The organism is Streptomyces sp. NBC_01622, from assembly GCF_045209635.1.
Taxonomy (GTDB): domain Bacteria; phylum Actinomycetota; class Actinomycetes; order Streptomycetales; family Streptomycetaceae; genus Streptomyces.
In genome coordinates this window covers 5489186-5503160 of the sequence record NZ_CP109293.1, presented here as the reverse complement: position 1 = coordinate 5503160, position 13975 = coordinate 5489186, and the positions used below count along the sequence as shown (strand labels likewise).

The 13975-nt window shown below is 69.9% G+C and carries 12 protein-coding genes, 1 tRNA gene and 1 pseudogene; 5 read left to right on the top strand and 9 right to left on the bottom strand.

Features of this window, described 5'->3' with window-relative positions:
* Positions 1-214: 214 nt before the first annotated feature.
* The 4 genes and pseudogenes from OH768_RS25170 to OH768_RS25155 form a co-directional block, all read right to left on the bottom strand.
* A pseudogene (locus tag OH768_RS25170) lies at positions 215-568 on the bottom strand (ISAs1 family transposase); the annotation flags it as partial.
* A gap of 480 nt (positions 569-1048) precedes the next feature.
* On the bottom strand, positions 1049-1456 hold the full coding sequence (locus tag OH768_RS25165; RefSeq protein WP_406457172.1) for a RidA family protein: 408 nt from the start codon (positions 1454-1456) through the stop codon (positions 1049-1051).
* 76 nt (positions 1457-1532) lie between these two features.
* Positions 1533-2729, bottom strand: coding sequence for a MalY/PatB family protein (locus OH768_RS25160; protein WP_406457170.1), 1197 nt, complete (start codon positions 2727-2729; stop codon positions 1533-1535).
* Positions 2726-3190 (bottom strand): DinB family protein, encoded by a 465-nt coding sequence (locus OH768_RS25155; RefSeq protein ID WP_406457168.1) that lies wholly within the window; start codon positions 3188-3190, stop codon positions 2726-2728. The genes OH768_RS25160 and OH768_RS25155 overlap by 4 nt, the downstream gene beginning before the upstream one ends.
* Before the next feature lie 518 nt (positions 3191-3708).
* On the opposite strand from OH768_RS25155, the gene OH768_RS25150 reads away from it, so the two are divergent.
* Positions 3709-5112, top strand: a complete 1404-nt coding sequence (locus tag OH768_RS25150) for a purine-cytosine permease family protein (RefSeq protein ID WP_406457166.1) — start codon at positions 3709-3711, stop codon at positions 5110-5112.
* A gap of 229 nt (positions 5113-5341) precedes the next feature.
* A complete protein-coding gene (locus OH768_RS25145) occupies positions 5342-5908 on the top strand; it encodes a CGNR zinc finger domain-containing protein (protein WP_406457164.1) in 567 nt (188 codons plus the stop codon).
* 423 nt (positions 5909-6331) lie between these two features.
* On the opposite strand, the gene OH768_RS25140 is transcribed toward OH768_RS25145, so the two are convergent.
* The 4 genes from OH768_RS25140 to OH768_RS25125 all read right to left on the bottom strand — a co-directional run bounded on the left by OH768_RS25140 (position 6332) and on the right by OH768_RS25125 (position 9496).
* Positions 6332-6404, bottom strand: a tRNA-Glu gene (locus OH768_RS25140).
* An 80-nt stretch (positions 6405-6484) separates the two neighbouring features.
* Complete coding sequence (locus OH768_RS25135; protein WP_406457162.1) at positions 6485-8095, bottom strand: metallophosphoesterase; 1611 nt, start codon at positions 8093-8095, stop codon at positions 6485-6487.
* 56 nt (positions 8096-8151) lie between these two features.
* Positions 8152-8502 (bottom strand): metallopeptidase family protein, encoded by a 351-nt coding sequence (locus OH768_RS25130; RefSeq protein WP_406457160.1) that lies wholly within the window; start codon positions 8500-8502, stop codon positions 8152-8154.
* Positions 8503-8506: 4 nt separating this feature from the next.
* Entirely contained in the window at positions 8507-9496 is a 990-nt protein-coding gene (locus OH768_RS25125) for an LLM class flavin-dependent oxidoreductase (RefSeq protein WP_406457158.1), read from the bottom strand.
* Positions 9497-9581: 85 nt separating this feature from the next.
* Between OH768_RS25125 and OH768_RS25120 the strand changes: the two genes are divergently transcribed.
* Positions 9582-10340, top strand: a complete 759-nt coding sequence (locus tag OH768_RS25120; protein ID WP_406457156.1) for a helix-turn-helix domain-containing protein — start codon at positions 9582-9584, stop codon at positions 10338-10340.
* Here OH768_RS25120 and OH768_RS25115 read toward each other — a convergent pair.
* Entirely contained in the window at positions 10319-10744 is a 426-nt protein-coding gene (locus OH768_RS25115) for a hypothetical protein (protein WP_406457154.1), read from the bottom strand. The two genes, OH768_RS25120 and OH768_RS25115, sit on opposite strands and share 22 nt — an antisense overlap.
* 176 nt (positions 10745-10920) lie before the next feature.
* Between OH768_RS25115 and OH768_RS25110 the strand changes: the two genes are divergently transcribed.
* On the top strand, positions 10921-11430 hold the full coding sequence (locus tag OH768_RS25110) for a hypothetical protein (RefSeq protein WP_406465429.1): 510 nt from the start codon (positions 10921-10923) through the stop codon (positions 11428-11430).
* Positions 11431-11650: 220 nt separating this feature from the next.
* Positions 11651-13813, top strand: a complete 2163-nt coding sequence (locus OH768_RS25105; protein WP_406457152.1) for a DEAD/DEAH box helicase — start codon at positions 11651-11653, stop codon at positions 13811-13813.
* Positions 13814-13975 lie beyond the last annotated feature (162 nt).

Here is a 13975-nt window from a genome sequence, read left to right as displayed (position 1 = left end):
ACCCTTTCGCCTGGCATGGTGTAGTTGGTGGTCCTGTGAAGGCTTGAAGATCTTGGCTCTTGAGGCCGGGCAGGGCGAGCGGGCGGTCCGGGTTGCGGGCGTTGTGTCGCAGAGCTGCGGCGATGTTGGTCGCGCCGGCCAGCCGCAGGGCGCCGATGGCGAGGTTGCGCCAGGTGGCCATCGCCCGGGGCGCGTTGCCGGTTCGCAGCTGTGAGGCGTCTTCGGTGAACGTGGTGTCTCTGACGTGGTGCAGGGCTTCGATCTGCCAGTGATCACGGATCAGGGTCGCCGACTGGGCGGGGTTGACTTGCTCCGCGGTGAGGCTGGTGACGGCGTAGACGGTCTTGATGGTGGTCTTTCCGGTCTTGCGGTCGGTGCGGCGGCGCTTGATCTGGACGGCCTGCCGGGCTCCGGGGAAAAGCAGGCTGTTGACCGTGACCGCCTTGATCCGTCGGATCTCCGAGCGTCCGTGGCCGATGCCCTTCACGCGGCTCTGCAGCGGGATCTCTGTCCACGGAAGGGAACTGAGCTGCTTGCGGAGCTTCTTCTGGTTGCCTTTGACGATCACGATGTGGTGGGCTTCGCGGCCCAGGAGGGGGTCAGCCACTGGGTCCAGGGAAGAGTTGCCAGCAACTCCGGCGCGGTGATCTCCCCGCCAGGCCCCGGACCAGGGCGGTGATCAGCCAGTGATCCGGCTACACCCATTCGGCTGTTCTTGAGTTAGCTCGGGGCAGTTGACGAGATCCCGTCCGATCTGTTGATCGGGTGGGAACTTTGCTTTCGCTGGGCTTGTTCAAGGCGGCGTCCGAACGCAGAGATGCCTGCTGGGGCGTGCTCGGTGGATTTTCGCGTTGAGCGAGGGGTGAGGTCGGCTGCTGAAGACGGACCGGAGCCGTCGGCGGGCAGGCAGATGCTCTGTGCTTGGCTTATCGGCCGCCGACGGCCGGGAAGATGTCGGGTGATCCGGGCAGTAACGATCTCAGCCAGCGGGCAACGGCTTCTTCGCACAGCCATTGGTGCGGGGGCCGTTACGGGTCAGGCACCAGGGTCAGCCAAGGATGGCCAGGGCGTCGATCTCGACGAGGAGGCCGTGCGGCAGGCCGACGTAGACGGTGGTGCGTGCCGGGGGCGGTCCGGTAACCGTCTTCAAGTGGTCGGTGTAGATGGCATTGAACTCGGCGAAGTCGGCGGGGTCGCTGAGGTAGGCCCGCACCATCAGGACGTCCTCCCAGTTCGCTCCGGCTTCGGCGAGGACGGCGCCGACGTTGGCGAGTGCCTGGCGCACCTGGTCACGCAGACCGGGTGCGTCGCCGGCAACGGGGGGCTGGCTGTTGGGTGGCAGGCCGAGCTGGCCGGAGGTCTGGAGGAAGCTGCCCTTGCGGACGCCGGGCGAGTAGGGGCCGGCTGCCGGTGCGTAGGTGCAGGGGAGGACGGCAGACTTCGTGGCAGCGCTCATGGAGTGTTCTTCCGGGGTGTGCGGCGCACGTCGGTGCGGTTGCGGGCAAGGCAGCAGGGGTCGCAGCGGGATTCCGCTACTGGGGGGTGAGGGCGGTGACGACGCCGTCCAGGACGTCGTCGAGGATGTCGGCTGAGGTGGCGAAGTTGAGCCGCAGGTACTGGGCGCTGTCCGACCCGAAGGGCAGCCCTCCGTCGAGCAGGACCTTGCCCTTGTTCAGAACGTGGCGGACGGGCTCATCGGACAGGTGCAGCGGGGAGGCGTCGATCCAGGCGAGGTAGGTCGCCTCGGGGAGGTGGTGGTGCACGGCGGGCAGGCATTCAGTGAGGACGCGGTGGACGTGGCGGCGGTTGCGGTCCAGTACGCGCAGCAGGTCCTTCTGCCAGGTGTCGCCGTGCAGCCAGGCGGCCTGGGTGCCGGCGACGCTGAGCGTGGAGACGGCGCCGTAGAGGTCTGGTGGCTGGGCGTCGCGCACCGCCAGCAGCCGGTCGGGGCCGAAGTGCGTGACGGTGCAGCGCAGTCCGGCGAGGTTGAATGCCTTCGTCGCGGACGTCACGGTGACCGTGCGGGCTGCGGCGTCCGGTGACAGGGAGGCGAAGGGGATGTGCCGGTGGGGGGCGTAGACCAGCTCCGAGTGGATCTCGTCGCTGATCACGAGCATGTCGTGGCGCCGGGCGATGGCGGCGATCTCGTCCAGCTCCTCGCGGGTGAAGACCCGACCGGTCGGGTTGTGGGGGTTGACCAGGAGGAACACCTTGCATCCCTGGCGAGCGGCGTCCGCGAGGGCCCTCATGTCCATCTGCCAGCCGGCGTCGGTGTCGAGCACAGGGATGGGGACGGTACGCCGGTTCATCGTTCGCAGTGTTGCGAGGAACGGGGGGTAGTTCGGGGTCTGCACGGCGACGGCTTCGCCCTCGGAGGTCGCCAGGTGCAGGATCAGTTGGAGGCACTGGATGAGGTCGGTCTGCTCGCGTACGCGTGAGGCCTCTGCCTGCCAGCCGTAGCGTGAGGCCATCCGCTCGGCGAAGAAGCGCCGCAACGGGCTGCCGTCCGGCCAGTCCGGGTATCCGAGCTCGGCCTGCTCGATCCTGGCGTGGAGGGCGTGGGCGACGGCGGGCGGGATGGGGAAGTCCATGTCGGCGACCCAGGCGGGCAGGACCGTGGGGTCCACCCGGTGCCATTTGACGCCTGAGCGGGCGCGGAGCCAGTCGCGGTCCAGGTCGTCGAAGCCTGCCACGTGTTCCGCGGGCGGCGGTGCTCCCGCGCTGTTCATCGTGAGGTTCCGTTCAGGAGGAGGTCCCGGCCGATCTCGACCTGGCCGTGATGCTGGGCCAGTTCCTCCAGCACGTGCAACAGCACTCCGGAGCTTGTCAGTTCGCGGTCTGGGCCTTCAAAGGAGGCGGGTGGGGTGTTGGCGGGAACGGTGCATGTCCCCACGGCGGCAAGGTCCTCGCGCAGCCGCTCGAAGAGAGCGTCGAGGCCGGACTTGAGGTCGTTGGCGGTACCACGGGCGGTGAACTCCGAGGCGCGTTCGCGGTCGACGGGGCGTCCGGCGGCGATGTGGCCGATCCAGTACTCGGCGACGGCGGTGCAGTGGAACGCGATCGCGTAGGCGCTGTTGGCGCCGGGCAGCGGCGGCGGGGTGTTGGCCAGGTCATCGCCCAGGTCCTCCAGCGCGCCGACCATGCCGTCGAGGGCGCGGCGCAGGAAGTACAGGTATTCGTCGTGATCCATCGGATGCCTCAAAGTGCGTGTTCGGGGGCCTGAGAAGGCGGGCGGCTGTGCGCTTCGCAGTCCCGGGGCTGGGATCGCCTAACCGGCTGATGCGGTGACTCCTTCAGACTGACTCCGCCGTCATCACCTGTCAAGGTGGTAACGGATTGCGTTCTAAATCCGAAGTAGAGTCCTAGCAAATCTGCACAGACCCAACATTTTTGCGTTGTGTCTGCCGAAACCAATGAGGATTGACGGAGAATTTTCCCAGGGAAACACCTCATTGACAGGTGACTAACGAGGGCGCAATCTGAGCCTCAGATGGAGATGCCGATGACAACGACGTCGTCCATCGCACGAGACCTGCAGCTACCTGCTCGGCACCTGCGCGACACCCCGCCACAGGGACCCCGAGCAGAGAAGCGGCACCCGCGGGCGACCTCCACCGGGAGCGGTCCAGGCTCACAGCATCCCCATGTACCGGTGCGCGGCGAGCATCCCCCGGTACTCGCCACCGGACGCAACGAAATGAGAGTGCGATGCGCAAGAGCTCCGCCACGCCGGCAGGCACCACGAGGCCGGAACCCGACGGCATCAACCACATCCCCGACAGCAGGCGCCACGGCCGCGCCAGGGACCAGTTCTCGATGCGGTTCTCCCCGGTCGTCTACCTCGCCCCCGTCGTTCTGGGAGGTGTCGGCGCCCCCCTGGGCCTCGGCCTGACCGGCAGCATCAGCGCCATCCTGGCCGGCAATGCCCTCGGTGCCCTCGCCACCGCCCTGTGCGCGATCATGGGCCCACGCCTGGGCATGCCTCAGATCACCATGAGCCGCTCGGCGTTCGGCTACCACGGCAACTACATCCCGGCGGCGCTCGGCATCATGCTGTTCGTCGGCTACTACAGCATCGGCGTGGTCCTCGGAGCTCGCTCCATGGACGGCCTCGTCGGACTGCCCTACACGCCGGCCGCCATACTCGTCGCCGCGCTCAGCATCGTGATCGCCATCTTCGGCTACAACCTCCTGCAGGTCCTAGGCCGGTGGCTGACCTACCTCAGCCTGGCGGTCTTCCTCACCATCACCGTCATGCTCCTGACGCACCGCACCGGCTACGCCCTGCCCGCCGCCTCGGGTGGAGGCGGCCTTCACGCCTGGTTGATCGTGTGCACGATCGTGTTCTCCTACACCGTCAGCTGGAGCATCTACGCCTCCGACTACTCCCGCTACCTGCCCGCCTCCAGCAGCTACCGCCGAATGTTCGGGTTCGCCTTCGGCGGTATCTTCACCGCCACCAGCTGGATGATGATCATGGGTGCCGGGCTCGCCATGCTCGTCCCCGACGGCAGCCCCCTGGCAGGCTTCGCAGTCGTCCTGCCCACCCCGGTCCTGAAGATCACCCTCGCCACCTTCGTCATCGGCGCCCTGGCCCACAATGCGGTCAACCTCTACAGCGGCGCCATGGCCGCCCTCACCTGCGACCTGCCCGCCTCACGCTCCAGCGTCGTCGTCGCTGGTGGCACCATCGGTTGCCTCCTGGCCGTCGTCTTCGGCGGACCGGACTTCCAAGCCCACTTCAACACCTTCCTGCTCCTGGTCTCCTACTTCGTGATGCCATGGCTCGCGGTGCTGTTCATCGACTTCTACTGGCGGCACAGCGCGGGACGCACCTACGCCTCCATCGCCGCCTTCTACGACGCCAAGGGGCCCTTCCGTGGAATCCGCACCGCCGCCCTGACCGCCTTCGCCGCCGGCCTCCTCGCGTCCGCACCGTTCATGGCCACCGACGCCTACACCGGACCCCTCGGACGAGCACTCGGAGGTATCGACGTCAGCTACGGCGCCTCCTTCCTCGTCGCGGCCGCCGTCTACTGGACCGTCCTCGGCGCCGCCCGCCGACGGCTGCCCAGCCCCCATGCCACCGTGCCCCGCTCCCTCGCTCGGTAACAGCGCAGCGAGGCAACGCCCCAGACCCGGTCACGGCGGCCACCAGCTCCCCGCCGTGACCATCCAGCTCTGACTGGCCACGGCGGGGCCCGCACGACCACGCTCGCGGCAGAGCCCCGGCCAAGACCGCCGGCCCAGTTCCTCCCGCGTGGCAGCATCCATCGCCACGGATCCCCTCCCCGGAGGCCCGTTCGTGGACACCGAGACCGTCACCTGTCAATATGGTTACGTGGCTGATTTTGTGTTCGTAAGCGGCCGTCTGTGCCTCGACCTCGCAGGCACCATGCTCTGGCGCCGGACCCGACGCACGGAGCTGTTGGACTCGCCCGAGGCCCTGGCCCTGTGGATCGCCCAGGCCGCGATCCTGGACGAGGCAGGCGAGATGACCCCGCACGACCTGGCCCGCGTGAAAACCCTGCGGGAAGCCCTCTACGACCTCACCCTCACCATCACCGCCGACGGACCCGACCTGAGCCGCGAGGACGAACTCGCGCTCGTCAACGACGCCGCGCGCCTTCCCGTCCCGCGCGTACAGCTGGACTGCACCGGAACACTGAGCCGGCTCGGCGGCGTGGACGAGGTACTCGGCTACGTCGCCCGCGACGCCATCGAACTGCTGGGATCACCGCACGCAGCCCGCGTCAAGGAATGCGCGAACCCCGAATGCACACGCCTGTTCGTCGACCTCTCCCGCTCCGCAGCCCGCCGGTGGTGCGGCATGGCGGAATGCGGAAACCGCCACAAGGCCGCCAGCTACCGCGAGCGTCGCAAGACCACAGTGCCAAGCACCGCGTAACCACACGCGGCAGGCGGCCCCGGCCACCAAACAGTTCGCCGCCGCGCTGCTCAGCGGCCGATGCTGGCAGCCGCACTGGTGAAGGACAGCCGTAACCGCTTGTCGATCGCAGGGCCGACAGTGCCCGGCCTCGTCACCGGGCAGCAGCAAGGGTGTGAGCCGCAGGCGCTGCCATTAGGCGGCGGAAGAGCAGGTGCACCAGACGCCGAACCCCGACCTCCTCGGTCGTTTGCCGGTGACGTCCGTAGGTCTTGACCGTGTGCCGCATCACGCTCACGGGGGACACGATCGATGCAGTATCAAGGACTACACACGAAACGGCGGTCACCCCACCACCGCAGGATGCCGCCGATCGCACAGAAAACGACAGAAGGGTGCAGGACGGGATGAACATACATCGCGATCAAGCAACTATCTGTGAAGTGCCCCCAACGGGATTCGAACCCGTGCTACCGCCTTGAAAGGGCGGCGTCCTAGGCCGCTAGACGATGAGGGCTATCGGCCCGCCTGGGCGCTTCTCAGCGCGTCGGGGACGTGAGAAGCATAGGGGATGGCGGGAGGTATCGCCAAAACGGTTTACGGGGTCCCCGATGGAGCCTCTGAGGGCGTCCCCGACGCCGGACTCGGTGAGGGGCTCGGGGACGGGCTGGGGGATTGGCCCGGGGACTGGGGTGCGCCCGGCAGGTTCTCCTTCGGGAGGTGGCGGCTGACCTCGGCCGTCGTCAGGCCCAGGCCGCCGAGTTTGATCTCGTCCCAGGCCTGGAGGCGGTGGGTGCCGCGGTCGATGTAGAGGATCGACGCCTCGATGGGGTCGGGGTACTTGCCCTCCACCGCGCGCAGGCCGCTGCCGCCGGTCGAGCCCTCGATGCGGAGGCGGGTGCCGTGCTTCATGACCTCGGTGCCCTCATGGTGGAGGTGGCCGGCGAGGACGAGGGGGACCTCGCCGTCGGTCTGGCGTGCCGCCGACGGTTCGTGGACGAGGGCGATGTCGACGGGGGTGCCGGCGGCCCGCTGGTCGCGGAGGGAGGAGGCGAGCTGGTCGCCGGCGAGTTCCTCGGCCGCGTTGCCGCCGGGGGCGACGGAGCGGTCGGGGGTGAACTGGGGGTCGCCGATGCCCGCGAAGCGCACGCCCGCGACCGTTTCCGCCCGGCCCTCGTCCAGGACGTGCACGTTCTTCGTGTGTTGCAGGTAGCGCTGGGTGACCAGGGAGTCGTGGTTGCCCCTGACCCAGACGTAGGGGACGCCGAGGTCGGCGATGGGGTCCAGGAAGCCGTTCTCCGCCGCCGTGCCGTGGTCCATGGTGTCGCCGGTGTCGACGATGACGTTCACCTCGTACTGCTGCACCAGCGACGCGATGATCTTCCAGCTGGCGGGGTTGAGGTGGATGTCGGAGACGTGGAGGACGCGGATGGTGGTGGGGTCCGGCTGGTAGGCGGGGAGGGTGGAGGTGACGTCGTAGAGCTTGGTCACATTGGTCACCAGGCGGGCCAACTCCTGCTGGTATACGTCGAATTCGGTGACGATGCTGCGGGCGTTGCCGACCACGGAGGGGGCGGAGGAGAGCAGCCCGGAGAACTTGGGTTCCAGGATGGATTTGGGGTTCCAGGTCGCGTAGGCGGTGGCTCCGGACGCGGCGAGGAGGGTGAGGGCGAGGCCGCCGGCGGTGAGGGCGCGGCGGGGGCGGCGGTAGACGGCGAGGCCGAGGGTGGTGGCGCCGAGGACGACGGCGGTGCAGGAGCGTACGGCGAGGTCGAGGGTGCCGTGTTCGACGTCGTGGGCGACTTCGTTCTGGAGGCCGGAGATGCGTTCGGGGTGGTCGACGAGGGACTGGGAGCGTTCGGGGTCGAGCTGGTCGACGTTGACGTCGAGGCGGACGGGGGCGTGGTGGCTGTCGAGGGAGAGGGCGCCGAGCGGGGAGATGTTGATCTTGGTGCCGCCGGTGAGGGAGGGGCGCAGGGTCATGGTGGTGTTCATGGGGCCGACCTGGGCGCGGACGTTGCCGACGATGAGCAGGCCGAGCCAGGCTCCGACGAGGACGACCGTGATGAGGCCGAGGGCGCGGGGCCAGGGGTGTGGCTGGGGGACGAGTTCGAGGGTGGGGCGGGGGCGGCGGGCGCGGTAGTGGTGGGTCAGGGCGCGCTGGGCCCGGCGGAGGTGGTTCAGGGCTGCGACGGGGACGCTGGCCATTGGTCCCGTATGCCCAGGAGTGGGGTCGGGTATGCGGGGCGGGCCGTGGGAGTGGGTCATCCCCAGCCGAGTTCGTGGAGGCGTTCGTCGTCGATGCCGAAGTGGTGGGCGACTTCGTGTACGACGGTGACGGCGACCTCGTGGACGACGTCCTGGGTGGTCGCGCAGTAGCGCAGGGTCGGGCCCATGTAGATGGAGATCCGGTCGGGGAGGACCCCGGCGTACCACTCGCCCCGTTCGGTGAGGGGGGTGCCTTCGTAGAGGCCGAGGAGTTCGGGGTCGGACGCGTCGGGTTCGTCCTCGACGAAGACGGCCACGTTGTCCATGACCCGCGTCAGTTCGGGCGGGATCCGGTCCAGGGCCTCGCTCACCAGCTCTTCGAACGCCTCGCGTGTCATTTCCAGCACACGCCTATTGTCCGGGACGAACGCGGGTTCGGGGCGGTGACGGGGTCGACAGGTCGGGGATCAGTGCGGCGAGGCGTTCCAGCTGCTCGCGCTGGGCGCGGAGGTTCAGGGCGGCGGGGCGGGTGATCAGGTGGCGGGCGCCCGCGGTGACGTACTGGCTGAGGCGTTGGGCCACCTGCTCCGCGGTGCCTGCGGCGACGGCCTGGATCTTCTCCAGTTCGGGGAGGGGCATGCCGTAGGTGGCCCGGGCGTAGTCGTCGAGTGCGGCTCGGGCGGTCCGGGGGTCGTTGTCGATTCGTACGGTGATGAAGAGGGCCGGGGTGATGGCCGCGGGGCTGCGGTCCGCCGCTGTCGCCGCCTCGTGGATGTCGTGCAGGCCGGTCGTGTAGTCGGCGGGGTCGGGCGGGTAGGGGAGCCAGCCGTCGTAGAGGCGGCCGGTGCGGGCCAGGGCGGTGGGGGTGGCGCCGGCGAGCCAGACGGGTGGGCCGGTGGGGCGGGTGGGGCGCAGGGCGGGCGGGAGGTCGGTGAAGTGGTGGAACTCGCCGTGGAAGGTGTCGGCGCCCTGCCAGAGGGCTCGCCAGAGGCGGACCGTCTCGTCGAGGCGGGCGAAGCGGCGCGGCCAGGGGACTTCGGAGAGGTCGTAGAAGGGGCGTCCGAAGCGGCCGGGGAAGCCGGCGCCGACGGCGAGGGTGAGGCGGCCGTGGGAGAGGAGGTCGACGGAGGCGAGGGTCTGGGCGGTCTGGACGGGGCGGCGCAGGAAGGGGAGCAGGGCGCCGGTCCCGAGGGTGGCCGTTTCGGTGGTGGGGGCGAGGGCGGCGAGCAGGGTGAGGGCTTCGATGCGGGGGGTGATGAGGGAGTCGTTGACGAAGAGGGAGGTGAAGCCGAGGTGTTCGGCGGTGCGGCCGAGGGTGATGAGCTCGCGCGGGTCGTCGTCCTTGGCCCATTGGGCGGTTCCGGTGGGGAGCAGTACGCCGATGTCGACGGGCTTGTTCATGGGCTCGATGGTGGTCGGGGGCGGGTATGGCCTCAATTCCCCGCGCGGAATGGCCGGTTGGGGCGGGGCGTCGTAGAACTGGGGTGTGGACTTTTCCCAGGTGCTGCGTGAGCGTCGTACGAGTCGTCGGCTGAGTCAGCTGGAGCTGGCCTCGCGGGCCGGGACCACTCAGCGGCATCTCAGTTTCATCGAGTCGGGGCGGTCGGTGCCGGGGCGGAACATGGTCGTGCGGCTCGCCGAGTCGCTCGAACTGCCGTTGCGGGAGCGGAACGAGCTGTTGCTGGCGGCCGGGTTCGCGCCGGTGTACGCGGAGAGTTCGTTGGCGGGGCCGGTGCTGGCTCCGGTGCGGACGGCGATCGGGCACATCCTGCGCGGGCATCTGCCGTATCCCGCAGTGGTGGTGGACCGGGAGGGTCGACTGGTCGACGCCAACAGCGCGTTCGGGGTGATCACGGAGGGTGCGGCGGCGGAGTTGTCGGGGCCGGGGGCGAATGTGTACCGGCTGGCGCTGCATCCGGACGGGGTGGCGCCGCGGATCCTCAACCTGGCCGAGTGGGCAAGGCACATCGAGGCCCGGCTCGGTGGGTTGCCGGAGTTGCGGGCCGAGTTGGCCGGGTATGTGCCGGAACTGGGGTCGTCGGAGGGGCAGTTGGGGTTCGCGGTGCCGTTGCGGCTGCGGTCGTCGTACGGGGAGTTGCGGCTGATGACGACGGTGACGACGTTCGCGACGGCGGTGGATGTGACCCTGGCGGAGCTGAAGTTGGAGGCGTTCCTGCCGGCGGACGCGGCGACGGCGGAGGCGTTGGCGGCTGCCGCGGGGGATCAGGCTCCGGGGAACATGTAGTCGGTGCGGATGCGGCCGTCGGTGTCGAGTGCGAGCAACTCCAGGCCGCCGCCGACCACTTCGCCGTCGGCGACGGAGATCGTGTCCCAGTGGAAGCGGATCAGGTCGTCGAGGAGTACGGCGTCGGTGCGGGCTCGGAAGGTGAACTCGCCGTTCTCGACGAAGCGTTGGTAGCTGCGCGTGACGCGGGTCTCGATGGCGTTGTGGCCCTGGGCCCGCAGGGTGGGGTGGTCGAAGCCGAGGTCGGCGGCGAGCTCGCGGATCTCGGCGGGCGGCTGGAGGACGTGGGTGCCGTCCTCGGCCCAGAGGCTCTCGATCGCTTCCCTGCGTCGGGCGGGGTCCGGTTCCGTCCACTGGGCGATGTAGCGGACGGAGAGGTCCTGGGGGTCGGTCGTCCCGGTCATCCGTGGCTCCTTCGGGCGCTGCGGTCGCTTCGGGGCCGATCGTGCTGTGGGCGCGGGCGGGGGGCAATTCCCGGCCAGGAATGGGCGACGGCGGTGGGGCGCGTGTCTTCCGGTGGGCGGCGGGAGTTGAGAGGGCGACTCCTTTTTCCGCCCTCGGAGGTGGCCCCGTGCGCTCCATGTACGTACCCGTCCGTCTGGCCGCAGCGGTCGCCGCCGTCGTCGTCGCTGCCGCCGGCTGTATGAGCGTGGGTGACGACGCGGGCGGCGGTGCCAAGCCCTCGCACTCGGCGGGGCGGCACGCCGGTGAGGTGCCCGACGGCGGTTCGGGGGCGCCGGGGGGCGGGCTCGGGTACGGCGGGTCGGCGGGGGACGGGAAGCACGGGCACGGAAAGCCCAAGCCCGGTGAGTCCGCGTCGGGTTCGGCCTCGCCGTCGGCGCCGGGGGCGGCGAGGCCGTCCGCGTCCGCCCCGCCGAGACCGGGGACGAGCGCGAAGCCGGGCGCGCCCACGACGGCCGCGCCGCAGCCGAGCCCGTCGCGGACGCCGCCGCCCCCGGACCCGACGCCGAGCCAGCAGCAGCCGTCCCCGGACCCGACCGTCGCGGAACCCTCGTCCTCGGCGCACGAGGACCCGGCCCCGCAGCTGGTGGACCGTGAGCCGGCGCCGACGGCCGGGTCACCGGCGTAGGGGCGGGTGTGACGCACGTCAAGGAGAGCTGGTTTGCGTTGGGGGGTGGTAGGTGCGTAAGGTGGTAGATCGTTTGATCCCATTGCCCGGCGCCACTGTAGAGCGCGCCGTGTGGCGCGTACTCTCCCTTGCCGTGGCGGACCGCATTGAGGCGGTCGATAGCGAATCACGGAGTTGACGGGCGCGTGCCGACGGAGACTCCGGAAGGTTTCGCATTCGCATGTCCATTTCCAGTACTGATCACGTCGTCATGCCCGAGAACGAGGGCACCGAGACGGCCGTAGACGCTGCCGCGGAGGCTCCCGAGGTGACGTTCGCGTCCCTCGGCCTCCCCGAGGGCGTCGTGCGCAAGCTCGCGCAGAACGGCGTGACCACCCCCTTCCCGATCCAGGCGGCGACCATCCCGGACGCCCTGGCCGGCAAGGACATCCTCGGCCGTGGCCGCACCGGCTCCGGCAAGACCCTCTCGTTCGGTCTGCCGCTGCTGGCGACGCTGTCCGGCGGTCACACCCAGAAGAAGCGCCCGCGCGGCATCATCCTCACGCCGACCCGCGAGCTGGCGATGCAGGTCGCCGACGCGCTCCAGCCCTACGGCGACGTCCTCGGCCTGAAGATGAAGGTCGTCTGCGGCGGCACGTCCATGGGCAACCAGATCTACGCCCTTGAGCGGGGTGTGGATGTGTTGGTCGCCACCCCGGGTCGCCTGCGCGACATCATCAACCGCGGCGCCTGTTCCCTGGAGGACGTGAGCATCGCGGTCCTCGACGAGGCCGACCAGATGTCGGACCTGGGCTTCCTGCCCGAGGTCACCGAGCTGCTCGACCAGATCCCGGTCGGCGGCCAGCGCATGCTGTTCTCGGCGACCATGGAGAACGAGATCTCCACGCTGGTCAAGCGCTACCTGACCGACGAGGTCACGCACGAGGTCGACAGCGCGCAGGGCAACGTCACGACGATGTCCCACCACATCCTCATCGTGAAGCCCAAGGACAAGGCGCCGGTCACCGCCGCGATCGCCTCCCGCAAGGGCCGCACGATCATCTTCGTCCGCACCCAGCTGGGCGCCGACCGCATCGCCGAGCAGCTGCGCGACGCCGGTGTGAAGGCCGACGCGCTGCACGGCGGCATGACGCAGGGCGCCCGTACGCGGACGCTGGCCGACTTCAAGGAGGGCTACGTCAACGCGCTCGTCGCGACCGACGTGGCCGCCCGCGGTATCCACGTCGACGGCATCGACCTGGTCCTGAACGTGGACCCGGCCGGCGACCACAAGGACTACCTGCACCGCGCCGGTCGTACGGCCCGTGCCGGTCGTACCGGAACCGTCGTCTCCCTCTCCCTGCCGCACCAGCGCCGCCAGATCTTCCGGCTGATGGAGGACGCGGGCGTCGACGCCGGGCGTCACATCATCAACTCCGGTACGGCCTTCGAGCCCGAGGTCGCCGAGATCACCGGCGCCCGTTCGATGACCGAGGTCCAGGCCCAGTCGGCGGGCGACGCCGCGCAGCAGGCCGAGCGCGAGGTCGTCCAGCTCACCAAGGAGCTGGAGCGGGCCACGCGCCGCGCCGCCGAACTCCGCGAGGAGTCCGACCGGTTGGTCGCCCGTGCCGCGCGCGAGCGGGGCGAGGACCCGGAGGTTGCGGTGGCCGAGGCCGCCGCGGCCGTTGTCGAGGCGGCGGCCGAGCCGGTCGCCGAGGCGCCGGTGCGCGAGGAGTCGTCGTACGACCGTCCGCGCCAGCAGCGCGACGAGCGGGGCAACTACGAGCGCCGTGACCGTCGTGACGACCGTCCGTCGGGTGGTTTCCGCCGGGACGACCGTCGTGACGGTGACCGTGGTGGCCGTTCTTTCGAGCGTCGTGACGACCGTCCGTCCGGTGGCTTCCGCCGCGACGACCGCGGCGGCAACGACCGCGGTGGTGACCGTGGTGGCCGTTCTTTCGACCGTCGTGACGAGCGTCCCTCGGGTGGCTTCCGGCGCGACGACCGTCCCTCGGGCGGCGACCGTGGTGGCCGTTCTTTCGACCGTCGTGACGAGCGCCCCTCGGGTGGCTTCCGCCGGGACGACCGTGGCGGCAACGACCGCGGTGGCGACCGAGGTGGCCGTTCCTTCGAGCGTCGTGACGACCGTCCGTCCGGTGGTTTCCGGCGTGACGACCGTCCGTCGGGCGGCGACCGTGGCGGCTTCCGTCGCGACGACCGTCCCGCGACCGGTCACCGGGGCAGCGACCGCCCGTTCAACCGTGACCGCCAGGGCGACCGCCCCGGCTTCCGCGCCGGCGGCCACGACCGTCCGTCCGGCCACCGCGGCACGACCGGCACGGGTACCGGCACCGGCACCTTCGGCCGCCGCGACGACAAGCCGCGCTGGAAGCGCAACGGCTGAGGTCAGGCGACCTGGCGTGAACTGACGTAGTGGAGTGGCCCCTGCCCGGGAGACCGGGTGGGGGCCGCTTCACTCTGTGCGGGGTCGTTTTTTGGCCACATCGAGTCCTTATCGATTCCTTAAGTGGCGCATGTCACGCCCCCGGTGAGGGAATCGCTGGGG